Annotated in this window: 21 protein-coding genes; 3 read left to right on the top strand and 18 right to left on the bottom strand. The window is 71.3% G+C overall.

Annotation, left to right across the window (positions count from 1 at the left end):
• The 5 genes from ACWEMY_RS27355 to ACWEMY_RS27335 all read right to left on the bottom strand — a co-directional run.
• On the bottom strand, nucleotides 1–495 hold a 495-nt coding region (locus ACWEMY_RS27355), incomplete at its 3' end, for a response regulator (protein ID WP_452392336.1).
• Nucleotides 492–2,084, bottom strand: coding sequence for a sensor histidine kinase (locus tag ACWEMY_RS27350; protein WP_452392335.1), 1,593 nt, complete (start codon nucleotides 2,082–2,084; stop codon nucleotides 492–494). The genes ACWEMY_RS27355 and ACWEMY_RS27350, both read right to left, overlap by 4 nt.
• Nucleotides 2,084–3,295 (bottom strand): PP2C family protein-serine/threonine phosphatase, encoded by a 1,212-nt coding sequence (locus ACWEMY_RS27345; RefSeq protein ID WP_452392334.1) that lies wholly within the window; start codon nucleotides 3,293–3,295, stop codon nucleotides 2,084–2,086. The genes ACWEMY_RS27350 and ACWEMY_RS27345 overlap by 1 nt, the downstream gene beginning before the upstream one ends.
• A 316-nt stretch (nucleotides 3,296–3,611) precedes the next feature.
• A complete protein-coding gene (locus ACWEMY_RS27340) occupies nucleotides 3,612–4,883 on the bottom strand; it encodes a glycosyltransferase 87 family protein (protein ID WP_452392333.1) in 1,272 nt (423 codons plus the stop codon).
• A gap of 142 nt (nucleotides 4,884–5,025) precedes the next feature.
• On the bottom strand, nucleotides 5,026–5,457 hold the full coding sequence (locus tag ACWEMY_RS27335) for a MarR family winged helix-turn-helix transcriptional regulator (protein ID WP_452392332.1): 432 nt from the start codon (nucleotides 5,455–5,457) through the stop codon (nucleotides 5,026–5,028).
• A gap of 58 nt (nucleotides 5,458–5,515) precedes the next feature.
• On the opposite strand from ACWEMY_RS27335, the gene ACWEMY_RS27330 reads away from it, so the two are divergent.
• Nucleotides 5,516–6,535 (top strand): hypothetical protein, encoded by a 1,020-nt coding sequence (locus ACWEMY_RS27330; protein WP_452392331.1) that lies wholly within the window; start codon nucleotides 5,516–5,518, stop codon nucleotides 6,533–6,535.
• Between the two features lie 205 nt (nucleotides 6,536–6,740).
• Complete coding sequence (locus ACWEMY_RS27325) at nucleotides 6,741–7,553, top strand: tetratricopeptide repeat protein (protein WP_452392330.1); 813 nt, start codon at nucleotides 6,741–6,743, stop codon at nucleotides 7,551–7,553.
• Here ACWEMY_RS27325 and thpD read toward each other — a convergent pair.
• The 5 genes from thpD to ACWEMY_RS27300 all read right to left on the bottom strand — a co-directional run bounded on the left by thpD (nucleotide 7,550) and on the right by ACWEMY_RS27300 (nucleotide 11,447).
• Complete coding sequence (gene thpD, locus ACWEMY_RS27320) at nucleotides 7,550–8,461, bottom strand: ectoine hydroxylase (protein ID WP_452392329.1); 912 nt, start codon at nucleotides 8,459–8,461, stop codon at nucleotides 7,550–7,552. The two genes, ACWEMY_RS27325 and thpD, sit on opposite strands and share 4 nt — an antisense overlap.
• The gene (locus ACWEMY_RS27315) at nucleotides 8,448–8,849 is read right to left on the bottom strand and encodes an ectoine synthase (protein WP_375927955.1); all 402 of its coding nucleotides are present in this window, start codon (nucleotides 8,847–8,849) and stop codon (nucleotides 8,448–8,450) included. The genes thpD and ACWEMY_RS27315 overlap by 14 nt, the downstream gene beginning before the upstream one ends.
• A complete protein-coding gene (ectB, locus tag ACWEMY_RS27310) occupies nucleotides 8,846–10,117 on the bottom strand; it encodes a diaminobutyrate--2-oxoglutarate transaminase (RefSeq protein ID WP_375927957.1) in 1,272 nt (423 codons plus the stop codon). The genes ACWEMY_RS27315 and ectB overlap by 4 nt, the downstream gene beginning before the upstream one ends.
• Nucleotides 10,114–10,665: a diaminobutyrate acetyltransferase gene (gene ectA / locus ACWEMY_RS27305; RefSeq protein ID WP_375927959.1), complete on the bottom strand. Its 552-nt coding sequence runs from the start codon at nucleotides 10,663–10,665 to the stop codon at nucleotides 10,114–10,116. The genes ectB and ectA overlap by 4 nt, the downstream gene beginning before the upstream one ends.
• A gap of 68 nt (nucleotides 10,666–10,733) precedes the next feature.
• Nucleotides 10,734–11,447 (bottom strand): response regulator transcription factor, encoded by a 714-nt coding sequence (locus ACWEMY_RS27300; RefSeq protein ID WP_452392328.1) that lies wholly within the window; start codon nucleotides 11,445–11,447, stop codon nucleotides 10,734–10,736.
• A gap of 266 nt (nucleotides 11,448–11,713) precedes the next feature.
• Here ACWEMY_RS27300 and ACWEMY_RS27295 point away from each other — a divergent pair, with 266 nt between their 5' ends.
• Complete coding sequence (locus ACWEMY_RS27295; protein WP_452392327.1) at nucleotides 11,714–12,661, top strand: threonine/serine dehydratase; 948 nt, start codon at nucleotides 11,714–11,716, stop codon at nucleotides 12,659–12,661.
• A 9-nt stretch (nucleotides 12,662–12,670) separates the two neighbouring features.
• Here ACWEMY_RS27295 and ACWEMY_RS27290 read toward each other — a convergent pair whose 3' ends face one another.
• From ACWEMY_RS27290 to ACWEMY_RS27255, 8 genes are all read right to left on the bottom strand, one after another.
• Entirely contained in the window at nucleotides 12,671–13,525 is an 855-nt protein-coding gene (locus ACWEMY_RS27290) for an SDR family oxidoreductase (RefSeq protein WP_452392326.1), read from the bottom strand.
• Between the two features lie 36 nt (nucleotides 13,526–13,561).
• On the bottom strand, nucleotides 13,562–14,212 hold the full coding sequence (locus ACWEMY_RS27285; RefSeq protein WP_375927967.1) for an FHA domain-containing protein: 651 nt from the start codon (nucleotides 14,210–14,212) through the stop codon (nucleotides 13,562–13,564).
• 1 nt (nucleotide 14,213) lies between these two features.
• Entirely contained in the window at nucleotides 14,214–15,506 is a 1,293-nt protein-coding gene (locus tag ACWEMY_RS27280; RefSeq protein WP_452392325.1) for a vWA domain-containing protein, read from the bottom strand.
• Nucleotides 15,503–16,435, bottom strand: coding sequence for a PP2C family protein-serine/threonine phosphatase (locus ACWEMY_RS27275; RefSeq protein WP_375927971.1), 933 nt, complete (start codon nucleotides 16,433–16,435; stop codon nucleotides 15,503–15,505). The genes ACWEMY_RS27280 and ACWEMY_RS27275 overlap by 4 nt, the downstream gene beginning before the upstream one ends.
• Nucleotides 16,436–16,515: 80 nt before the next feature.
• Nucleotides 16,516–18,957, bottom strand: a complete 2,442-nt coding sequence (locus ACWEMY_RS27270; RefSeq protein ID WP_452392324.1) for a tetratricopeptide repeat protein — start codon at nucleotides 18,955–18,957, stop codon at nucleotides 16,516–16,518.
• Nucleotides 18,954–20,126, bottom strand: a complete 1,173-nt coding sequence (locus ACWEMY_RS27265) for a hypothetical protein (RefSeq protein WP_452392323.1) — start codon at nucleotides 20,124–20,126, stop codon at nucleotides 18,954–18,956. Before ACWEMY_RS27265 ends, ACWEMY_RS27270 begins: the two co-directional genes overlap by 4 nt.
• Complete coding sequence (locus ACWEMY_RS27260; protein WP_452392322.1) at nucleotides 20,123–21,097, bottom strand: glutamate ABC transporter substrate-binding protein; 975 nt, start codon at nucleotides 21,095–21,097, stop codon at nucleotides 20,123–20,125. The genes ACWEMY_RS27265 and ACWEMY_RS27260 overlap by 4 nt, the downstream gene beginning before the upstream one ends.
• Nucleotides 21,094–22,338, bottom strand: coding sequence for a hypothetical protein (locus tag ACWEMY_RS27255; protein ID WP_375927978.1), 1,245 nt, complete (start codon nucleotides 22,336–22,338; stop codon nucleotides 21,094–21,096). Before ACWEMY_RS27255 ends, ACWEMY_RS27260 begins: the two co-directional genes overlap by 4 nt.
• Between the last annotated feature and the right edge of the window lie 134 nt (nucleotides 22,339–22,472).

Genomic DNA, 22,472 nt, shown 5'->3' with positions numbered 1-22,472 from the left:
CGCCCCCGCGGGGTGTGTGCGCCCTCTGCCTTCTTGGCGGCGGGGGTGTGGGGCGCCACGCGGCGGGCCCCGCACGACCTGGACGAAGAACTCGTCGATCTGGCGGATCGCGGCGATGAACTGGTCGAGATCCACCGGCTTGGTGACGTAGGCGTTCGCGTGCAGCTTGTAGCTGCGCAGGATGTCCTCCTCGGCCGCCGAGGTGGTGAGGACCACCACCGGGATGTGGGTGAGGTCCGGGTCGGCCTTGATCTTCTCCAGCACCTGCCTACCGTCGTATTTCGGCAGGTTCAGGTCCAGCAGGATCAGGTCCGGCCGCGGCGCGTCGGCGTGGGCGCCGGTGCGGTAGAGGAACTCCAGCGCCTCCTCCCCGTCGCGCACCACGTGCAGGGTGTTGCCGATCTTGTTGTCCTCGAAGGCTTCTCGGGTCATCAGTTCGTCGCCGGGATCGTCCTCGACGAGCAGGATGTCGATCGGCTGGCCGGGGTCGGTCATGCGATGGCCTCTTTCTGGGCGGTTCGGGCGGGCAGGGCGGGCGCGTCGGCCCGGAGAGTGAAGCACAGGCGGGTGCCGTCGCGGTGGTCGGTGTCGATCCAGATGCGGCCACCGTGGAATTCGATGATCTTCTTGCAGACGGCCAGGCCGATTCCGGTGCCCCCGTAGGCGTCCCGGGAATGCAGGCGCTGGAAGATCACGAAGACCTTCTCGGCGAACTCGGGGGCGATGCCGATGCCGTTGTCCGACACCGAGAACTCCCACTGCTGATCGTCCTCGGCGGTGGGCGCCGCGGAGACAGTGATCACCGGTGCCAGGTCGGGGCTGCGGAACTTGATCGCGTTGCCGATGAGGTTCTGCCACAGCATGGTCAGCAGAGTCGGTTCGCAGACGAGCCGGGGCAGTGATTCGGGCCGGTCGATCTTCGCCCCGGATTCCTCGATGCTCGCCGACAGTGCCGAGAGCGCGTCGTCGAGGGTCCGGTCGAGCTCGACCGGTTCGGTGCCGTCGGACATGCGGCCCACCCGGGAGAAGGTGAGCAGGTCGTTGATGAGGATCTGCATGCGTTTGGCGCCGTCGACCGCGAAGTCGATGTACTGCTTGCCGCGCTCGTCGAGCTTGTCGCCGTAGCGTTTGTCGAGCAGCTGACAGAACGAGGCCACCTTGCGCAGCGGCTCCTGCAGGTCGTGGGAGGCGACGTAGGCGAACTGCTCGAGTTCGGCGTTGGAGCGGCGCAGTTCCTCGGCCTGCTGCTGCAACGCCGCCTCCTGGACCCGGGTGGACGCGAGCTCGGCGACGATCTGGTGGCGCATGTACTCCACCGCCTCGCACACCTGGGCGATGTCGGACGGCCCGACCGCGGTGATGTGGGCGTCGAATTCGCCGGCGGCCACCCGCTGGGAGGAGTCGGTGAGGTAGCGCAACGGCGCGACGACCAGCCGCCGCACCAGCACGGTGAGCAGCACCCCGGTCAGCAGGAAGGCGGCCACGATGCCCGACAGCACGAGATTGCGTGTGGTGCGCGCCGATTCCAGTTGGGCGTTGGCCAGGTCGACGGCGGCGGCGAGATCGGTGTCCTGCGCGGCGAGACGGTCGCGCAGGGTGTCGAAGAGGGTCTTGCCGCGCACCGCGACCGCGGGGTCGGTGCGCACGGCCAGTGCGGTGGTGGCGACCGGTTCGGCGTATTCGCCGCGCCACTGCTGGGCGGCGAGTTCGACCGCGGTGAGGTCGGCGAGCAGCTCAGGGTAGTCGGCGAGCAGCTCGCGCAGGCGAACGGCGGCACGGGCCTGTTCCTGTCTGCCCGTGGTGTAGGGCTCGAGGAACTGCGGGTCACCGGTGCTGGCATAGCCGCGGATGCCGGTCTCCTGGTTCACCAGCGCGTTCTCCAGCCGGGACGCCTCGGTGGCGGCGGGCATGGTCTGCGCGAGCAGTCGATCGGTGACCCGGCTGGTGTGCGTGATGACCTGCGCGCCCGCCGCCGCACCCACGATCACGGCGAAGATCATCAGCGCGAACACCAGCTGGAACCAGCCCTGCGCCGTCATCCGGCCGACCAGCCGGGAGGAACCGTCTTTCTTCGTGCGTGTCATCACTGTCTTCCCACTTGGCGCCATCGCATGTAGAGCACGGCCACGTCGTCGTCCAGACCACCTGCCGCGGCGGACAATTCCGCTACCCGCGCGATCACCGCGTCGACGAAGCTCTCCGGTTGCCCGGCCCGCAGCGTGCGGGCCGCGTCGAGCAGTCCGGCTTCGCCGAGCCGTTCGCTGCCGTCACCGACGCGGCCCTCGAACAGGCCGTCGGTGAACAGCATCAGCCCGGCGTCGGCGTCGAGGCTCACCTCGTGCGCGGGCCACTGCGCGTGACCGGGGACGAAGCCGAGGGCGGGCCCGCCAGGGACCTCGATCCAGCCCACCTCCCGCACACTGTGGCGCATCATGCCCGGGTGGCCCGCACGGCGGACCAGGACCTTACCCGCTGCCGGATCGAGCAGCAGGCTGGTGGCGGTGGCGAAGGTCTGTTCGTCGGCGCGTTCGGCGACGAGGACCTCCTCCAGCAGCTCCAGCTGCCTGGCGCCGGTGACGCCGCTGAGTACCAGTGTGCGCCAGGCCAGTCGCAGCGCGACCCCGGTCGCCGCGGCGTCGGGGCCGTGGCCGGAGACGTCGCCGATGATCGCGTGGACCAGGCCGTCGGGGGCCTGCACCACGTCGTAGAAGTCGCCGCCGAGCAGCGAGTGGTCGCGGCCGGGGCGATAGCGGGAGACGACCTCGACGGCGTGGTCGGCACCCAGCAGGGGTGTCGGCAGCAGTCCGCGTTCGAGGCGGGCGTTCTCCTGGGCGCGCATCTGGCTGGCCTGCAGGGCGGCGCTGGTGCGTTCGGCCTGCTTGCGCTGGATGGCGTAGCGCACCGCGCGGCCGAACAGTTCCGCTTCCACCCGGCCCTTGACCAGGTAGTCCTGCGCGCCGGAGGCCAGCGCGGCCAGGCCGGTGTGCTCCTGGTCCAGGCCGGTCATCACCACGACGGCGACCTGGTCGTTGTCCGCGCGGATCCGGGCCAGCGCCTCGAGTCCGCTGGCGTCGGGCAGGTGCAGGTCCAGCAGCACGCAGTCGGGGACCTCGGTGCGCAACCGTTCACCGGCCTCCGCCAGCGTGCGCACACAGTCCAGCCGCAGGCGCGGGGTGAGGTCGGCGACCATCTCCTCGACCAAGACGGCGTCGCCGGGGTCGTCCTCGACCAGCAGGATGTGGAGCCTGCGGCGTGATCCGGGGGCGGTCTCGTCGGGGAAGAGATCCGCTTTCACCGCCTCCCACCTGATTCGGACAGCACGAATCCCACGGTGTGCACGACAGTCTCCGATCACTAGCGCCACAGCGCGACACTGACTCTGCCGGCCGGTTGCTGGACCGAGAGGGTGTGAGCATGGTATCCGATCACACGGGCCGTCACCGCGCCCGTCCCGCCGGTCGCGACTGCCACCACCACGGTGTCGCCCCACGCCGGCACCCGGCTGAATCACCCGCCGGGCGAACGGCATTCGACGGCGCGGTTCACGTGGTGGCGAGAATGACCGGGCTGGAAGTCCTCCCGGCGGGCGAGTTCCCGGGTGCGCTCGGGGGTCAGCCTGCGCGGGCGGGTTCCTCTACGGGGGTGGGTGTGTCCGGGGTGCCTGCCGGGCGGCGGCCGGTGACGAGGAACAGCACGACCAGGGCGACGGCGAGCCAGACGTAGGTGTCGCCGACGAGGTGCTGCCACCAGTCCCAGGCGGTCTCGCGGTGTTCGCCGTCGGGCAGCAGGCTGTGCGGGCCGACGATGAAGACGAAGGCGACCACGGCCGAGGTGGCGTACCAGCCACGGGCGGCCGCGGCGGGCAGGGTGCGGGCCTGGCAGACCATGGCCAGCAGCGCGGGGGCGATCCAGACCCAGTGGTGCGACCAGGAGATCGGCGAGAGCAGCAGCGTGAACACCGCGTTGAGCGACAGGGCGATGGCGGGGGCGTCGGCGGCCTTGCGCATGGCCAGCACGACCAGGGCAAGCAGCAGGGCGCCGAAGAACAGCCACAGGGCGTCGAAGGGCAGGCCGGTGATCTGCAGGCGGGCCAGCACGGCCTGGATGGACTGGTTGGTGTGGAAGGCCGAGCCACTGAGCCCGGAGACATTGCCCAGGCCGCCGAACCAGTAGCGGGTGGACTCGGTGGGCAGCAGCGCGAACGCGGCGATGGTGGCGATCGCGCCGGTGGCCGCGGCGGTGGCGGCGGCCTTGTAGTCCTTGCGGACGAGGAAGTAGAGGACGAACGCGGCCGGGGTGAGCTTGATGGCGGCGGCGAGGCCGATCAGCATGCCGCGCGGGTAGCGGGTCTTCGGGAGCAGGCAGTCGGTGGCGACCAGGACCATCAGCAGCAGGTTCACCTGGCCGAAGTCGATGGTCGAGCGCACCGGTTCCAGCACCATCGCGACCGGCAGCGCGCACGCGGTGACGAACAGCGCGGCCTGCAAGCTGGCGGGCTGGTAGCGGCGCGCGACCAGGTAGAGCGTCCAGGCCACGGCGGCGATCGAGGCCAGCACGTAGAGGATCTTGGCCGTACCCCACGGCAGCAGCGCGAACGGGGCCAGGGCGATGGCCGCGAACGGGGGGTAGATGAACGGCAGTCCGATGCCCGCGGTGGTCTTGGGCAGCTGGCCGTACATGTCGGCGCCGTCGCGCATCGCCTCGATGCCGAGGCGGTAGACCTGGAGATCGATGAAGCCGCCCGAATAGCCCTTGAACGGCCAGCCGGGGAGCTCGATGTAGATCACCGAGGCGATCGTGAGCAGCACCGGCACCAGCCACCATGCTCGGTTGATCGGGCGTGGCGTTCGCTGCTGCGCGGGGTGGGTGGTGTCACTACTCATCCGCGGCGACTATACCGACTCGCGTGCCTGGTCGCGGAACCGACCGGGGCCGACGGTGACGGGCGCGATAGCCACGCGGATGCCGAATCACCTCGTCACGGCGGGGATCACCGGGTCGACCGCCGGATTCGCGCGATGCCGCTCAGTCGCCGCGGTTGTAGCGGACCAGCGCGGCGGCCAGCGCGGCGACATCGGCGTCGGTCCACTCGGCGAATCGGTCGGTGAAGGCCTCGCGGCGACGGCGTTCGGCGGCCCCGGCCACCGCGCGACCCGCCTCGGTGGCGCGCAGCAGATGGTTGCGCCGGTTGCCGGGGTCGACCTCGCGCTCGAGGTAGCCCTGCTTCTCCAGGGCGCTCACCTGCCTGCTGACGGTCGACTTGTCGAGCAGGAACTGTTCGGCGAGGTCGGTGGCCTGGCAGCCGCCGCGCTCGAGGACGAGGTCGAGGATGCTGTAGGCCACCAGGCTCAGCTCGGGGTGCAGTTCGGCGGCACGGCCGCGGGCGCGGCGGGCGAAGGCGGTGAGCTCCCGCTGGATGGTGTCCACATCGGCGGCCCTTGTGTCTCGCGCACTCATAGTTGTATCCTACAACAATCTATAGTTGCATTTACCAACTGTTTGGAGAACCTCGTCGATGACTCGCACCCAGTTCCGGCATCTGGCCGGGCACCTGCTGACGCCGCTGCTGATGTGCCTCGGGATGGCCTTCGCCTATCTCGGCGCCTTCCACCAGCCCACGCCGAACCATCTGGAACTGGCCGTCGTCGGTGACTCGTCGCAGGCGATGGTGCTGGCGCAGACGATGAAGGACAGGGGCGGGGCCGGGCTCGATGTCGTCACGGTGCCCGACAAGGCGGCGGCGATCGACAAGCTGCACGAGCGCGAACTCATCGGCGCCTACATCCCCGATGAGACCCGGCCGGAGCTGCTGGTCGCCACGGCGGGCTCGGACACCACCGCGATGGCCGCCGAGCTCGCCTTCCGGCAGGTCTCCGATCATCAGGGCGTGCCGCTGGTGGTCACCGACGTGACGGCCAAGGCCGACGGCGACCCGTCGGGGCAGGGGCTGTTCTTCCTGCTGGTCGCGTTGAGTGTGGGTGCCTACGGCAGTGTCGCGGTGATCGGCGCGGCCGGCGCGACGCTGCGGATGCGGGTGCGCGCCGCGGTCGGCGTGGTGACGGCGCTGGTGGTCAGCCTGATCGGGGTCGTGGTGGCCGCGGGGGTCTTCGATGTGATCGACCACGGGTACGCGGCGGTGTTCGGCTTCGCCTGGCTCTACACCAGCGGGATCATCCTGATCGGCATCGGGCTGCACACCTTCCTGAAGCGCTGGACCACACTCGCGCTCATCACGCTGTTCGTGATGCTGAACTTCACCACCTCCGGCGGGGTGTACGGGCCGCAGCTGCAGAACGGCTTCTTCGGTGCGCTGCATTCGTTCTGGAACGGCGCCGGTTTCGTGGAGGGGCTGCGCAATCTGCTCTACTTCGACGGCGGCGCGGGCTACGGCGCGCGGCTGCTCGGACTGTTCGGCTGGCTGGCCGTCGGCGTGGTGCTGGTGCTGATCGCGGGGCGGCACGAGGCGCGGGTGGCGCCGAGGCCGGTCGCGCCCGCCGCGGTCGAGGAGGAGATCGGCGAGTCGGTCGCGGTCTGACCCCGGCCCGATCGGTCCGGCTACGTCCTGGCGAATCCCGCTGCCGCGCGCCGGATCCGGCACCCACAGCAGGTCAGCGGGCCGCCACGACGTTGTCGCGAATCACTCGCGGTGCCGCGCGGACCCGGGTACGGTATAGCGCGCAACCGCGGACCGGACCGGTGCCGCGAGGGGGTTCGTCAGGCGGAAAGGGTGGGCTGCACCGATGAATGATCCCGGCGCGCGACATCCGCTCGATCCACTGCCACTCGAACAGCGCTACACCGGCGCCGACCCGATCGACTGGTGTGGCGCGGCGGTGTATCCGATGTACGCCGAGGCGCTGCCGTCCGGGACCACGGCGGTGCGGCTGCGGGCGCTGTCGGTGATGCCGCCCGCGGAGGTCTCCGGACTCGGGCTCGGGCTGAGCGTGCAGGACGGGCATGTGCGGCACAACGGGAAATCCCTGGCGGGCGTGGACATCTGGGCCGACGCGCTCACCGAGGGCGTGGACATCGAGGTGACCGCCGACGCCCCCGACGCGCTGTTCACCCTCACCCCGGTGTGGGTGGCGGGCGAGGGCGGGCAGCAGTCCTGGACCGGCAACTACGGGATGGTCGTCGACCTGCTGCCCGACGGCGGGTCCACGCTGTGGTGCAGCACCGGGCCGGGCACGCCGGATTTCAACGAACTCGTCGTGGAACTCACCACGGTCGCCGCGGCCGACCCGCCCACGCTCGAGCAGCCGCCGCCGATCTCGACCGCTCCCCCGCCCCCACCGGATCAGCCCGGTTTCGGGCGGGCGCTGCACGATCTGGGCACCGCCATGCACGACCGCGGCGAACACGACTCGGCCCGCCTGCTGTGGACGCAGGCCGCCAGGGCCGGGCACAGCGCCGCGGCCTACGATCTCGGCGTGCTGGCCCTGCGCGCGGGCGATCGCGCCGCCGCCGAACGATGGTGGAAGGCCGCGGCCCCCGACGATCCGCGGGCCACGGCCTCCCTGTCCGAGCTGTCCGGGCAACCCCGGATCCTCTAGCGCACCTGCCCCGCCAGCCCCGGCGCGTACTCGCGCACCGGCGTGAAATCCCGGGCCGCGATGTGCCGGGGACGCGGCTGCGGCGCCGCGAACGGCTCCTCCAGCGCGTTCTCGACACTGTTGAACACCAGGAAGATGTTCGACCGCGGATAGGGCGTGATGTTGTTCGACGACCCGTGCATCACATTGGAATCGAACAGCAGCGCCGACCCGGCCTTGCCGGTGAACTGCGTGATGCCGTAGCGGGCGGCCAGGAAGGTGATGTCGTCGGTGGTCGGTACGCCGATCCGCTGCTGCTTCAACGACTCCCGGTAGTGCCCGTCGGGCGTCTCACCCAGGCACGGCACGAAGGTGCGGTGCGAACCGGGCATGACCATCAGGCTGCCGTTGAACGGGTAGTTGTCGGTCAGCGCGATCGACAGACTCACCGCCCGCGGCGCGGGCATCCCGTCCTCGGCGTGCCAGGTCTCGAAATCGGAATGCCAGCCGAAACCGTTGCCCCCGAAACCGGGCATGTAGTTCACCCGGCTCTGGTGCAGGTACACCGCCGAACCCAGGATCTCCTCGGCCAGGCCGACGACCCGTGATTCGGCCAGCAGCCCGGCGATGGGCTTGCTGAGCTGATGCACCTGGAACACCGAACGCACCTGTCCGCTGCCGGATTCGGTGATCACCCGCTCGTCGCCGTAGAGCAGCGGATCGGCCGCGAGATGGCCGATCTCGGCGCCGAAGGCGGCCACCTCTTCCGGACTGAGCAGCGCGGGGATCGTCGCGAAACCGTTCGCGTCGAAGCCGGCCAGCTCCGGCGAGGTGACCCGCCCCCACACCGTCGGATCGGTGCGCTCGACATGGGGGGCGGGCTCGGCCAACCGGGTGGGGTAACGGTCGAGCCGGTCAGACACGGGCATCCTCCTCGACGATCAGCGGATACACCCCGTTCTCATCGTGTACCTCGCGGCCGGTGACCGGCGGATTGAACACACACAGCATCCGCAGGCGGGTGCGGGCGGTGACCTGATGACGTTCGTTGCCGTCGAGCAGGTACATCGAGCCGGGGCCCAGCTGGTAGACCTGCTGGTTGTCGAGATCGAGCAGACTTCCCTCGCCCTCGACCAGCCAGACGGCCTCCACATGGTTCTGGTAGTGGAACTCGTGGACGGTGCCTTCCTCGATGGTGGTCTCGTGGAAGGAGAAACCGACCCGGTCCCCGGCCAGCACGATGCGCTTGCTGCGCCAGCCGGGACCTGCCACATCGCGTTCGGTGCCGGTGATATCGGCAGTGGTGCGCACGATCATGCGGCACCCCCACACACGGTGTCGATCGAGGAGGTCAGCACGGACAACCCCTTGTCGAGTTCGTCGCTGCGCAGCGTCAGCGGGGGCAGCAGCTTCACCACCTCGTCCATCGAACCCGAGGTCTCCACCAGCAGGCCCTGCTCGAAGGCGGTGCGGCACACCTTGGCCGCCTGCGACGGGTCGTCGAAGACGATGCCGTGCACCATGCCGCGGCCACGGGTGGACACGCCCTCGTGCCGGTCGGCGACCGCCGACAGGGTGCGCGCCACGTAGTCGCCGTTGGCGGCGGTCTGCTGGGCCAGCTTGTCGTCGGACCAGTACTCGCGCAGCGCGGCGGTGGCGGTGACGAAGGCCGGGTTGTTGCCGCGGAAGGTGCCGTTGTGCTCGCCCGGGGCCCACTGGTCGTGCTCGGGCTTGAGCAGCACCAGCGCCATCGGCAGGCCGTAGCCGCCGATCGACTTGGACAGCGTCACGATGTCGGGGGTGATGCCGGCGATCTCGAAGGAGAAGAACGGACCGGTGCGGCCGCAGCCCATCTGCACGTCGTCGACGATGAGCAGGATGTCGCGCGCGGCGCACAGCCCGGCCAGGTGACGCAGCCATTCGGCGCGGGCCAGGTTGACGCCACCCTCACCCTGCACGGTCTCCACGATCACCGCGGCGGGGCGGTCGAAACCCGAGGAGCTGTCGTCGAGGACGCGCTGCATCCAGCCGAAGTCCTCGATGGTGTTGTCGAAGTAGCCGTCGTAGGGCATCGGGGTGGCGTGCTCGAGCGGCACCCCGGCCCCGGCACGCTTGGCGGCGTTACCGGTGACCGACAGCGCGCCCAGGGTCATGCCGTGGAAGGCGTTGGTGAAGCTGAGCACGGTCTTGCGGCCGGTGACCTTGCGGGCCAGCTTGAGCGCGGCCTCCACGGCGTTGGCGCCGGTCGGGCCGGGGAACTGCACCTTGTAGTCGAGACCGCGCGGCGAGAGCAGGGTGTCGCGGATGGTCTCGAGCAGCTCCCGTTTGGCCACGGTCGACATGTCCAGGCCGTGGGTGATGCCGTCTTTGGCGATGTAGTCGATCAACGCGCGCTTGAGAATCGGGTTGTTGTGCCCGTAGTTCAGCGCGCCCGCGCCGGCGAAGAAATCGAGGTATTCGCGCCCCTGCTCGTCGCGCAGCCAGGCGCCCTGGGCGGAGGTGAAGACGGACGGCCAGTCACGGCAGTATCCGCGCACATTCGATTCCATGGCCTCGAAAATGCTGGTGTCGGTGGTCGTGATCATCGTCGTTCCTCCTGGCGCTGAACAGGTGAGATGACATACAGCTGTTCGGCCTCGTGTGAATCGGGAAAATCGTTCTCTTCGAACAGGGAGTCGACGCGCAATTGCGCGCCGCGCTCCCGGGCCACCGCGGAGAACAACGCCTGTGAGGCGGTGTTTCCGGGTGAGATCGTGGTTTCCAGCGTGGTGATTCCGGCGTCGGCCACCGAATCGAGCAATGCGTGCAGGATTCTCGCGGCCAAGCCGCGTCCACGGAATTCGGCGTCGACCGCGATCTGCCAGACGAACAGGGTGTCCGGGGATTCGGGCCGCACGTAGCCGATGACGAATCCGGCGGCGTGACCGTCGATTTCGGCGATCAGGGAGCTGGCCGAGAAATCGCGACACCACAGGAGATAGGCGTAGCTGGAATTGACGTCGAGCACCTGTGAATCGCGGGCGATCCGCCACAACTGGGCTCCGTCACCCAGCCGCGGCGTGCGCAATATCGTTTCCGAACCGCGCTCCGCCGGGTTGGCCGTGGGCTCGAGGGACATGGTGGACGTTGGCATATATCTAACATGTCCATTCGACTTTGCGGTCTTTGTGTCGAGCTCTTTGCGGTTGTATGACGAATCGTTTACTGCGACTGCACGTCGAGGCGATAGCCCAGGCCACGCACGGTGACGACGATGCGCGGATCCGAGGGATCGCGTTCGATTTTGGTGCGCAGCCTGCGCACGTGGACATCGACGATGCGTTCGTCTCCGAAGAATCCTTGATCCCAGACTCTTTCGAGCAGTACGGATCGGCTGAGCACACGCCCCGGGGTCTCGGCCAATTCGCACAGCAACCGGAATTCGGTGACCGTGAGGTGGATCTCCTCGTCGCCGCGGCGGACCGCGCCCGCGTCGGTGGCGAGCACCAGCGGGGCGGCCGGGTCGGCGTCGAGCACGGCCTCGGGCGTCGCGTCGCGATCGGCGGTGATCCTGGCCCGGCGCCGCAACGCGCGCATCCGGGCGGTGATCTCCTTGATCTCGAACGGCTTGCTGACGAAGTCGTCGGCGCCCGCTTCCAGGGCCGCCACGACGTCGTGGGTGTCGTAGCGGGTGCTGATCACGATGATCGGCACGTCGTGGTCGCGCCGGATCTCCCGGATGCAGTCGAAGCCGTCGGTCTCGCCGCGCATCAGATCCACGATAATCAGGTCCGGCGGCCCGTCGTTGCGGAGCCGGTCGAGGGCGTCGGCCGGGATGCCGGCCTCGGCGACGGCATAGCCCTCGTCTTCCATCGCGCGGCGTAGGCTCCCACGCATCTGGACGTCGTCGTCCACGATCATCAGGTTCGCGCTCATGCCCGCACCCCGCTCTCGCGCGGCGCGACCATCGATCGCTCAGTTCGCTCGCTCATGTGCACATCCTTTGCTGACACGCCGGGGTGTGCGCCGGTTCGGTAGGGAATTCGCGTCCCCGTTCCGACACGACATCCCGCCTTCGAGCTTGTTACCAATCTGTGATGTACCCAGACCGGGCCCGGCGTAAACCCCTCGTAACAATCACGCCGCTCACCAGGCGGTTCGACACGCCGCGACACGCGGGGCGCCGGTGGCATAGTCGAGGAGTGACACCCACCTACGACGACATCACCGCGGCCGCGGCCCGGATCGACGGACTGGTCCGTCCGGTCACCGTCGCACCGGCCGGTCCCGGGCCGGATCCGCTGTGGTTCGCGCTGGAGTTCCTGCAGTTCACCGGCAGTTTCAAGGCGCGCGGCGCGCAGAACTTCGTGCGCGCGCACGCGGCGGCGGGCACGCTGCCCGAGGCCGGTGTGACGATCGCCTCCGGCGGCAACGCGGGGCTGGCGTGTGCCTGGGCGGCCCGCGCGGCGGGGGTGCCCGCGACGGTGTTCCTGCCCGAGACGGCACCGCCGGTGAAAATCGGTCGACTTCGTGACTACGGCGCCGAGGTACGACTGATCGGTCCGGAATACAAGCAGGCCCTGGCGGCATGCCAGGAGTTCGCCGCGAGTACCGGGGCGCTGGCCGCGCACGCCTACGACCATCCGCTCATCGCCGCCGGGGCGGGCACCTTGCTGCGCGAGATCACCGCCCGGATTCCCGATCTGGACACGGTGCTGGTCGCGGTCGGGGGCGGCGGATTGTTCACCGGGACCGCGGTCGCGGCCCGGCACGCCGGGGTGCGCACGATCGCGGTGGAACCGGCCGGGTGCTCGTCGCTGCACGCCGCACTCGCCGCGGGACGGCCGGTCCAGGTCGGCGTGGACTCGATCGCCGCCGATTCCCTGGGCGCGCCGAACGTGTCGGCCCTGGCGCTGGCCGCCGCGCAGCAGGGCGATGTGCGCTCGGTCCTCGTCGACGACGACACGATCCGCGCCGCCCGCGGGCAGCTGTGGGCCGAGCACCGGATCGCGGTCGAGCACGGCGCGGCCACCGCGCTGGCCGCCCTGCTCGACACCGGCTCGGGCCCGGTCTACCGGCCGGAGCCGGGAGAACGGGTGTGCGTCATCCTGTGCGGCGCCAACACCGATCCGGCCGATCTGGCCGGGTAGGCGCGGGGGTCAGCGCACCAGGGAGTTCTTGGTCGCGTAGCTGGTCATCGCATTGTTGAGACCGCGCATCGCCAGGGTGTAGCCGTAGGGGAAGTAGCGCTGGCCCCAGTGGGCGAACTGGATGTCGCGCGAGGTGTAGACGAAGTAGCGGTTGCGTTCGACGCCCTTGACCACCGCGGTGGCGGCCTGGTCGGGGGTGACGGCGTGGCGCAGGAACAGCTTCATGGCCTTGTGCAGGGCCTCGGAGTCGCGGTCGACCCCGGCGATGTCGAGGCTGTCGACCATGGGGGTGGCCATGGCGCCGGGGCACACCAGGCTGACCCCGATCTTGTGGCGGCGCAGATCGAAGCGCAGCACCTCCGAGACACCGCGCAGCCCGAACTTGGTCGCGCTGTAGGGCGCGTGCCAGGGCAGGCCGAACAGCCCGGCCGCCGAGGACACGTTCACGATGTGCCCGCCGCGGCCCGCCTCGATCATCGGTGGCACGAACTCCTCGATGACGTGGATGGGGCCCATCAGGTTGATGTCGACCGTGCGGCGCCACTGCTGGTGGCTGAGCTTGTCGACGGTGCCCCAGGTGGCGATTCCGGCCACGTTCATCACGATGTCGACCCGGCCGACGGCCTCGAAGGTGTGCGCGGCCAGGCCGACGACGGCGGCGTGGTCGCTGACGTCGGCGGCGTGGGCCAGGTGCACGGTGGCACCCTGGGCGCGCAGCTCGGCGGCGGTCGCGGCGAGGGTGTCCTCGGTGATGTCGGTGAGCACGAGGTCAGCGCCCTTGGCGGCGGCCGCGAACGCGGTGGCGCGGCCGAGGCCGCTGGCCGCGCCGGTGATCAGGCAGGTCTTCCCGTCGAACTTCGTCATGATCTCCAGACCCTACGGTTCGGTGAACAGATACGTCTATGGTTCGGCGCTGATCGCGATGGTCGTCCAGCCGCCGACATGGATCCGGCTGCCGTCGCGCACGGCGACCGCCACCTGCGCCACGATCGGCGTCTCGGCGCCGTCGAGGCTGGTGCCGTTGGTCGATCCGAGATCGGTGACGGTGAGCGCGCCGGTCTCGTCCACCCGGATCATCGCATGCGCGCGCGAGACCCCGAGGTCGGCCGGGGCGATGCCGAGGTCGATCTCGGGGACGATGCCCTGCGAGGTCGAGCGCTTGCCGATCAGGATCTGGCTGCCGCGCAACTCGATCCGGCGCTCGGGGTAGGTCTCGGGGAAGGCGACGCGTTCGGCGTCGGGTCCCTTGCGGGCCTGGACCCTGGTGTAGAACTCGCGGTCGGCGAAGACGCGGGCGACCCAGCGGGTTCCCGCGGGCGCTCGCTCGCCGGGGCCGGTGGCGTCGCCGGGCCTGCCCGCGGCCGGGGCGGCGGGCAAAGCCGAATCGTGTCCGCACACCTCGCAGAACCGGCCGCTGGTCGGCGTGGCGCACGAGGGGCACAGCCGCAGCGCGGCGGCGGGATCGGGGGTCGGGCCGCCGGTCAGCGCCGAACCGCAGACATCGCAGTAGTCGATGGCCCGCGACTGGTGCCCGTCCGCGCACACCGGCATGTCAGCCTCCCTCCGGGCGCACCCGTGCCGTCTTGGTGGAGCGGATGTCGAGCGCGAGTTCGTCGGCCGCGGCGACCTGACCGCGCAGTTTCACCGTGCCGTCGCGATCGTCGACCTCGACCACCCCGCGCAGCAGCTTGGCGGTGGACTCGTGCCCGGAGGCCGCGGCCAGCTCCACCGCCCGGCGCAGCTTGGCCGTGGCGGTGGACAGATCACCGCTGCGCCGCGCGGCCAGACCTTCCCGCACGGCCTGGGCCAGCTCGACCTGACCGGTGTAGTGCGCGACCCGCGTGCTGATCCGGGTCGAGAGCGTGGTGTCGGTGGTCCACACCGCGCGTACCAGGCCCTGCCCGAGCACCTCGTCACCGGCCAGCACGGTCAGGCGCGCGGCCAGCTTCTCGCGACCCGGCGCGGCCGGTTCCAGCTCGATCCGCAGGTGGTATTCGCGTTCCTCGGCCGCCCACGACGACAGCGGGTACTCCCCCACCTGCGCGCCGGTGTCGGTGCGCCGGGCGGTGAGGTCCTCGAGCACCGGGGCGACCTGCTTGACCATCCGCACCCGTGCGCCCGCAGGCGTCCACACCCGCAGGGTGAGCTCGGGGATCACCCGGGCCGTCGAGGAGCGCATCATGGCCGCGAAATCGCGGGCCAGATCCTTCGGGTCGGCGACCATGTCGGCGTCGCCGGACAGTTTCGAGGAGATGGTGTGCAGATCGGCCGCGGCCCAGTCGGCGCCGACACCGCGGCAGTCGCAGACGAAAAGCCCTTCGGCGCGGTCGAGTTCGGTGGCCAGCTGCTGGGGCGTCTCGTGCTCGTTCTTGCCGTCGGTGAGCAGGATCGCGTGCGCCTGGGCACCGGGGTGCGCGGCGGCGACCTGGCGGGCCAGGGCCAGCCAGGAACCCATGGCGGTGCCGCCGTCGGGGCGCAGCGTGCCCAGCGCCGTGCGCGCCGCGCCGCGATGGGTGCGATCGGCGGGCGCGGTCAGGCGGCCGTCGGCCGGATAGATCAGCCGGGCGGTCTCGGTGCCCTCGATGATCGCGAAGGCGGTGCCGTCCGGGATCTCGTCGATCGCGGTGCGGGTGGCGGCGCGCGCGTGCTCGAACTTCTGCTTGTTGCCCATCGAGCCCGAGCAGTCGATGATCAGGATCTCCAGCCGCGGGGGCGGGGTGGCGACGGCGGCCAGCTCGGGACCCGTGGTCACCGTCAGCACCGCGTCGACCACGTTCGCGCCCTCGGCGAGGAACTCGTTCTGGTCGACGGCGATCGAGATCCCCGCGGTCTCTGCCGAACTCATAGCGCTCCCGGAGCCGGTGCCGCCACGCCCGGGACCGGTACCGGGGCGAGCGCGACGGTGATGTTGTCGCTGCCACCGCTGTTCAGCGCGAAGTCGGCCAGCGCGCGGGCCGCGGCCTGCGGTGAGGTCTCCACGGTGAACCCGGCCAGCGCGACCGCGTCGGGCAGGTAGTTCCACAGGCCGTCGCTGCACAGCAGCAGGGTGCCGGGTTCGGTGACGGTCATGCGCTGCAGGCAGTTGCCCGACCACGGCGTCTCGCTGCCGTCGGCGCCGAGCCAGCGCAGCAGTGTGTGGGCGCGCGGGTCGTGCATCGCGGCCTCTTCGTCCATCGCGCCGGCGTCGACGAGGGCCTGGGCCCACGAGTCGTCGACGCTGAGCCTGCGCGAGGCGGTCGGATCGCCCGCGGCCAGCCAGAAGGCCCGGCTGTCACCGACATTGGCGACGGTGATCTCGGTACCCGTCGGGGTGTCGCGCACGATCGCCGAGACGTAGGTGCACGACGGCGCGTACTCGGCGGTGCGGGACATACCGCGCACGGCGGCGGTGGCCGTGGCCAGCCCGGCCATCACGCTGTCGGTGTCGGAGCGGCCGTCGGCCAGCGCGGCCAGAGCCGCGTCCACACCGGTGCGGGCCGCGGTGCCGGAGGCGGCCTGCGGGTCCTGCGAGGTGGAGACGCCGTCGCTGACCACGATCACCCGGATGCCGTCGCCCTCGCGCACGGCCGCGGCGACCGCGTCCTCGTTGCGGGAGTGGCTGATCCCGCGATCGGTGAGCAGGTAGACCGCGCCCAGGTCGTCCTCGAATCGGTCGGGCATCGGTTTGGGGCTGCCGCACTGCACGCACAGCCCGCTCTCGTAGCGCCGTTCCCCACAGGTCGAGCACTGGGGCACCGCGACCGGATCGTGCACGGGGATGGCGACTTTGCGCACCCCGAGCTCCCGGCCGCAGCCCTCACAGAAGCGGTGTCCCGCCCTGGCCGACCCCCCACAGTCCGGACAGCCCGGCGCGTTCACAGCGTGGTCCTGGGCCGCACCGCGTTCGCCCGGTCCACCAGATGGAACCGGGTCCACATGTCCTCGGCGTCGCGCGCCAGTGTCCGCAAGCATCGTTCCAACCCCGTCCGCACTCCCTGCTCGGTGAATTCCACGTCCAACAGCTTGCCTGGTGCCCGCGGCCGCTGCCCCGACCGGAGCCAGGTCAGCGCGGCGTCCAGCACCGCCATCCGCACCTGCGCGGCCCGCTTGCGCGAGTCCAGCCGCAGATCCTCGACCCGCTGCCCCGCCTCGCGCAGCAGCGTCTCGTCCAGCTCCCCCGGATCGCGGTCGGCCAGCAGCGTTTCCACGGCCGCCACCCGCGCCTCGGTGAACATCGCCGAGGACCGCTCGACCTGGTCGAGCACCGTCACCGCGCCGGGGCGCTCGCCCAGTGCGCGGCGCAGCCGGGCCGCGCCGAACGCCGCCGCGAGGTAGGTGTGGTCGGTGCGCCAGACCAGATCGTAGAGCGCCAGCGCGCGGCGCAGGCCCGCTTCGTCGATCGTGTCCGGCTCGCCGGCGCGCGCCGCGAGTTCGAGGGCGGCGGCCAGTGCCAGTTTGGGGGCCGCTTCGCCGGGCAGCGCCGCGTACACGGAGTCGAAGTCCTGGGCGGCGGCGGTGTGGTCGCCGGTCAGCAGGGCGGCCTGGGCCCGGTACCAGACCGGCCGCCAGTCGAATTCCAGGTCGGGGCCGAGGGCATCGAGGCGGGCCAGCGCGGCGGCGGTGTCGCCTGCCTCCAGTTCGGCACGGACCAGGCGCAGCGGGATCTCGGTCGACTCCCCGGTGCCGGTGACCACCGCGCGCAGTCCCGCAGTGAGCGCCTGCTCGAGTTCGGCGGGGGTGGCGGCGTCGGTGGTGGCCAGCAGCGCGGCGCCGCTGTCACCCGGGTCGACCAGCGGGGCGGGCAGACCGGCCACCAGCGCGGCGGGTTCGGGTGTGGCGCTGTCGATCCCGAAGACGGCGCGGGCCGGGCCGAACGCGCTCGACATGCCGGGCCGCGGGACGCCGTCGCCGGTGGCCAGGACTTCGCGCAGCACGCCGGTGAGCTGATCGGCCATCTCGCTCACGGAGGCGAAGCGGTGCAGCGGGTCGGGGTCGGTGGCGCGCAGCAGGAACCGGTGCAGTGAATCGTGTTCGGCCAGCAGCGGTTCGGTCTCGGGGGTCGGCAGGGGTCCGAGGCGGCCGTCGACCGACCGCACCCGCATCATGAGCACGGCCAGGGTGCGGCCCGCGGTGTAGATCTCGGTCGCCACGGTGGGGCCGGTCTCGGCGATCTCGGGGGCCTGGTAGCCGAGGGTGCCGTAGATGGGGCTGGTGGTGTCGTCCATGGCGATGACGGCACCGAGGTCGATCAGCTCGAGACGTTCCTCGGTCTGCATCACGTTGTCGGGCTTGAAATCGCAGTAGGCCCAGCCGCGCGCGTGCAGGTAGCCCAGGGCGGGCAGCATCTCCAGCACGTAGGCGATGGCCTGGGCGGGCGGGAGGAAGGTCTGGGTCGCGGCGCGGTGGGCGCGCAGGATCTGCTTGAGCGAGGTGCCGCCGACGTAGGCCATGACGATGTAGCCGACCGGGTCGCCCGCGGCGTCGACGTGCTCGGTGAAGTTGTGGATCTTGACGATATTGGGGTGGTCGACCTCGGCGAGGAAGCGGCGTTCGGCCAGTGCCGCGGCGAGCGCGTCGGGGTCACCGGTGTCGATGAGGCCCTTGAGCACGACCCACCGCCGGTTGACGCGATGGTCGGTGGCCAGGTAGATCCAGCCGAGCCCGCCGTGGGCGAGGGCACCGGCCACCTCGTACTGGCCGCCGACCAGATCGCCCGCGCGCAGCCGAGGGACGAACGAGTAGCGCGTGCCGCAGTGCGGGCAGAATCCGGCGGTGCGCCCGGCGACGCCGTCGTGGCCGCGCCCGACCGGCTTGTCGCACTTGCCGCAGTAGCGATCCGATTCGGGGACCTGCGGGTCGGTGAGCACGGCGGTGGCGGGGTCCACGCGCGGCACCGGGGGCACTTCGACGAGTCCGGCGCCGAGCCTGCCGCGTGCGGCCGAGCGGGCCGAGCCGCTGCGGGTGCGCACCGAGCGGCTCGAGGTGCGGCCGCGTTCGCTGATGGTGGGGGCCGAGGGGCTGTGGACGGTGCCGGTGGGCGCGGTGCCGGTGCCGGTCGGCAGGGGCCCGGCGGCGGTCGGGGCGGTGCCGCAGATCTCGCAGTAGCCGTCGGTGATCGTTCCGGCACAACCGGGTTCGGCGCAGGTGCCCGGCGCGCGGGCCGGGGTGACGGGAGCACCGGCGCGGGGCTGGGCGGTGGTGCGTGAGCGCGGGGGTACCTCGGCGGCCGGTGCCGCGTTCGCCACGGGTGCAGTGCCGCAGACGGCGCAGTAGCCGTCCTCCACGGCGCCCCCGCACCCGGGTTCACTACATGTCATGCTCTCCGCCCCGCTTTCTCCCCGATGATCGAACGATAGTCGGCGACCGCGCGGGTGACCGCGGCGAGATCGCACGGACGCCGCCCGAGCAGCCCGTCCGCGATCCGGTCGGCGGCGAGCACATCGCGATCCTCGCTCAGACCCAGCCGGTCCGCCTTGGCGCGATAGGCGGTGAGCCTACCGCGCAGTTCGGCCCGTCGGTCGAGCAGTCCGTCGGCCAATTCCGCTCGCCGCGTGGCGATTTCACGCGCGTGCCGAACGCGGGCGCGCAGCGCGAGCAGGTGTTCGACGGTCGGCCGGGTGGGCGCGGTGCCGAGGGTGTCGAGTTCGGCGGACAGGCGCTCCACCGGTTCGCCGCCTGCCGGGATCTCGGCGGTGGCGATCCGGTGCTCGGCGCGGCGCGCGGCGTCGGCGGCGCGGCGCTGGAGGGCGCCGAGGGCGGACAGGTCTTCGCGCAGCGCGGCGAGCGCGGCGGGCAGGTCGGCCGCGACGGCGAGATGGTCGGCGTGCCGCGCGGTTTCGGTGTCGACCAGGGCGGTGAGCGCGGCCAGTTCGGCAGTGACCTCGCCCGGGGCGAAACCGAGCGGGTCGGTGCCCGCCCGGCGCAGCAGCACAGCGAGCGGTTCGGCGGCGGCGTCGAGCGCGCCGTGCGCCTGTTCGACGCGCTGTTGCAGCGGAGCCACCGCGCCGATGATCTGTCGGTCGACGGCCTCGACCGCCTCGGCGAACGGGACGACGAAGGCGAACGCGGCGCGCATGCGATCCAGGCAGTCCGTGATGCCGACGGTGACCACGGTTTCGCTCGGGCCGGTGAGCCCGCGCTGCGCCAGCGGAATCGGGATCCGGTCGATCTCGTGGGGGCGGCCGCGCAGCAGCAGGGTCAGCCGCGCCCTGGCCCGGTCGTCGAGCCGGGCCCGCCCCGCGCGGACGGTCTCGGCCTCGGTGAGGATGGCGCGCACCCGGCCCAGGTCCTCCCACAGCGCCGCCAGCGCCCGTTCCACCGGCGCCCAGCGGCGCGCGGTCTCCCCGGCGGGCGGGTAGCGGCGCACCAGCACCAGTCCGGGATGCCGGTCCAGTTCCAGCAGGGTGCTCGTCACCGTGGCCAGTTCGGCGGTGCGGGCGGACAGTTCACGATCGATCTCGGCGGTACCGAGTATCGGCGAGGTCATCCGACGTACCGGGGCGCGGGCGGCCCGGGCGAGGGGCCGAGCGCGGCCAGATGCTGCTGGTAGATGCGCTGCCAGGTGCCGTCGGCCCGGGCCCGGTCGAGCACGCCGTTGACGAAGCGCACCAGGTCCTCGTCGCCCTTGGGCACGCCGACCGCGTAGGCGCCGGTGCCGATCGACTCCCCCACGATCGCCAGATTGTGGTCCTGGGCGACCAGTCCCGCGACGATCGGTTCGTCACCGCTGATCGCGTCGACGGTGCCCTGCTGCAAGGCGACCAGGCAGTCGGTCCAGTTGGTCACCCCGAGGACCGACGGCGGTTTCGCCAGCGCGAACAGCGGGGCGGCCGCGGTGGTGCCCTTGGCCACGCACACCCGCTTGCCCGCCAGCGCGGCCGCGGAATCGATCCCGGAGCCGCGCGGGGCCACGATCCGTTGCGCGGCCACGTAATAGGCGCTGGAGAAACCGACCTCGCGGCGCCGCTCGCAGGTGGCCGAGAAGGTGCGCACGATCATGTCGAGCTTCTGGTCCTGCAGCAGCGGGATGCGCTCGGCGGCTGTCACGGAACGGAATTCGATCTTGTCGGGGTCGCCGAACAGGTCGCGGGCGATCTCCCTGGCCAGGTCGATGTCGAAACCCTCGAGCCGCCCGGTGGACGGATTGCGGAAACCGAACATGTAGGTGTTCTGGTCGACGCCGACCCGCAGCCGTCCGTTGGCCACGATCGCGGCCATGGTCGAGCCCGCGGGCATCGCTCCCGGACGGGGTTGCGCGCCGGGAGCGAGGGTGCCCTCGGTGTCGCAGATGCCGCCGCCCTGTTCCACGGGCGCGGAGGTGATCTCCTCGGCGCCGGGTAGCGGGGGCGCGACCGCGGTGGCGGCGACGACGGACGGGGCGGGCGCGTCACCGCACCCGGTGGCCAGCACGGCGACGACGGCGAGGGCGGCCGCCAGCAGGGGACGTCGGATGTTCACAGGAACTCCTTGATCCGGGGCCACAGGCCGGTGATCACCGCGCCCGCCGCCGCCAGCAGCAGGGCCAGCGTGCCGAAGGGGCTCAGCGTCAACAGGGTTGCCGCGTCGTCGACGCCGTCGCGCAGATCGGTGCGGGCCTGGGCCAGCGCGCCGCGCAGTTCCTCGTCGAGGTGGGCGAAGCTGGTGGCCGAGCTGTCGGGCGCGGTGCCGATCGCCTGGGCCACCGCGCCCGCGTAGTCGGCCTTCTCGTAGGCGGTGCGCTGGGCGTTGTGGCCCGCGGTCCACTTCGTCAGGGCGCGATCGGCGGCGGAGTCGCCCGCGCCCGCCTCGGTGAGGCGCTGGGCGAGCTCGGTGGTGTGGGTCTGGAACGCCTTCTCCGGGGCGGTGATGTCGCCGCGGGTGATGAGGGCGAGGGTTTCGTCGGTGCGGGCCTGCTGGGCGAGGATGCGCGCGCCGGCCAGGTGTTCGACCCGCGCGCCGGCGCCGTCGTCACCGGTGTCGAGCACCCGGGCGGCGGCGAGGGTGGCACCGGCGGTCCACAGCAGGGCCAGCAGCGTGGCCGCCGCGGCCAACGCCACCCCGGCGTTGACGAGCCGGTTGGTGCGGCGCAGCAACAGCACCGAGCCCACCGCGCAGGCGAGCAGGACCAGCAGCAACAGCAGCACACCGGTCCAGGGCAGCGCGCCGACGCGGTCCTGGTCGGCACGGACAGCCGCGAAGCGGGCCTCGGTGAGCTGTTCGGCCTGCGGCAGCAGGGAGGTCTGCATGAGGTCGGAGGCCTGCCGCAGATAGGCCGAGCCGACCGGGAAGCCCTGCCGGTTGTTGGCGCGGGCGGTCTCCACCAGGCCGGTGTAGGTCGGCAGGTCGGCGGCGATGCGCGCGACGATCGCCCGGCTCTGCGCGTCGGTGGCGCCGGCGGTCGCCTCGGCCAGCGCCGCGGCGGCGTCGGCCAGGGCCTGCTCGTAGGTGTCGCGCACCTGCGGGGATTCGATGCCGCCGGACAGGAACGCGGTGGCCGCGCCCGCGTCGGCCGCCGACAACGAGACGTAGAGGCTCTGCGCGGCGAAGGCCAGGGGCTCGGTGCGGTCGAGGACCTGATCGGTGCGCTCGATCTTCGCGTCGAGCTGCCCGCCGACGGTCGATCCGGCCAGTAGACAGGTGATCGTGGTGATCACGAGCACCGCGCCGACGACACCCGGTGTCGTCGCGGCGAAGCGCCGTATCCACTCCCAGACTCCCACACCGTCCTCCTTCGTTCTCCCCGGGCGGTGTCCCTCGCCCGCGATAGTACGGGAGACGCTGAAAGTTCGCCCACGGGAACAGAACCCACCGCGACACAGACGACGGGGCCCGGCACACGGTGGTGTGCCGGGCC

The sequence above is a fragment of the Nocardia sp. NPDC004415 genome, assembly GCF_053602435.1.
This window is presented reverse-complemented; position numbering and strand designations above follow the sequence as displayed.

What these genes read in the sequence shown, in the direction of transcription:
- ACWEMY_RS27285 (WP_375927967.1), bottom strand. Translation starts at nt 14,212, where the DNA reads ATGCCGGTGTGCGCGGACGGGCACCAGTCGCGGGCCATCGACTACTGC.
- ACWEMY_RS27270 (WP_452392324.1), bottom strand. Translation starts at nt 18,957, where the DNA reads ATGACATGTAGTGAACCCGGGTGCGGGGGCGCCGTGGAGGACGGCTAC.
- ACWEMY_RS27335 (WP_452392332.1), bottom strand. Translation starts at nt 5,457, where the DNA reads ATGAGTGCGCGAGACACAAGGGCCGCCGATGTGGACACCATCCAGCGG.
- ACWEMY_RS27280 (WP_452392325.1), bottom strand. Translation starts at nt 15,506, where the DNA reads ATGAGTTCGGCAGAGACCGCGGGGATCTCGATCGCCGTCGACCAGAAC.
- ectB (WP_375927957.1), bottom strand. Translation starts at nt 10,117, where the DNA reads ATGATCACGACCACCGACACCAGCATTTTCGAGGCCATGGAATCGAAT.
- ACWEMY_RS27325 (WP_452392330.1), top strand. Translation starts at nt 6,741, where the DNA reads ATGAATGATCCCGGCGCGCGACATCCGCTCGATCCACTGCCACTCGAA.
- ACWEMY_RS27300 (WP_452392328.1), bottom strand. Translation starts at nt 11,447, where the DNA reads ATGAGCGCGAACCTGATGATCGTGGACGACGACGTCCAGATGCGTGGG.
- ACWEMY_RS27315 (WP_375927955.1), bottom strand. Translation starts at nt 8,849, where the DNA reads ATGATCGTGCGCACCACTGCCGATATCACCGGCACCGAACGCGATGTG.
- ACWEMY_RS27330 (WP_452392331.1), top strand. Translation starts at nt 5,516, where the DNA reads ATGACTCGCACCCAGTTCCGGCATCTGGCCGGGCACCTGCTGACGCCG.
- ACWEMY_RS27340 (WP_452392333.1), bottom strand. Translation starts at nt 4,883, where the DNA reads ATGAGTAGTGACACCACCCACCCCGCGCAGCAGCGAACGCCACGCCCG.
- ACWEMY_RS27265 (WP_452392323.1), bottom strand. Translation starts at nt 20,126, where the DNA reads ATGACCTCGCCGATACTCGGTACCGCCGAGATCGATCGTGAACTGTCC.
- ACWEMY_RS27290 (WP_452392326.1), bottom strand. Translation starts at nt 13,525, where the DNA reads ATGACGAAGTTCGACGGGAAGACCTGCCTGATCACCGGCGCGGCCAGC.
- ectA (WP_375927959.1), bottom strand. Translation starts at nt 10,665, where the DNA reads ATGCCAACGTCCACCATGTCCCTCGAGCCCACGGCCAACCCGGCGGAG.
- thpD (WP_452392329.1), bottom strand. Translation starts at nt 8,461, where the DNA reads ATGCCCGTGTCTGACCGGCTCGACCGTTACCCCACCCGGTTGGCCGAG.
- ACWEMY_RS27350 (WP_452392335.1), bottom strand. Translation starts at nt 2,084, where the DNA reads ATGACACGCACGAAGAAAGACGGTTCCTCCCGGCTGGTCGGCCGGATG.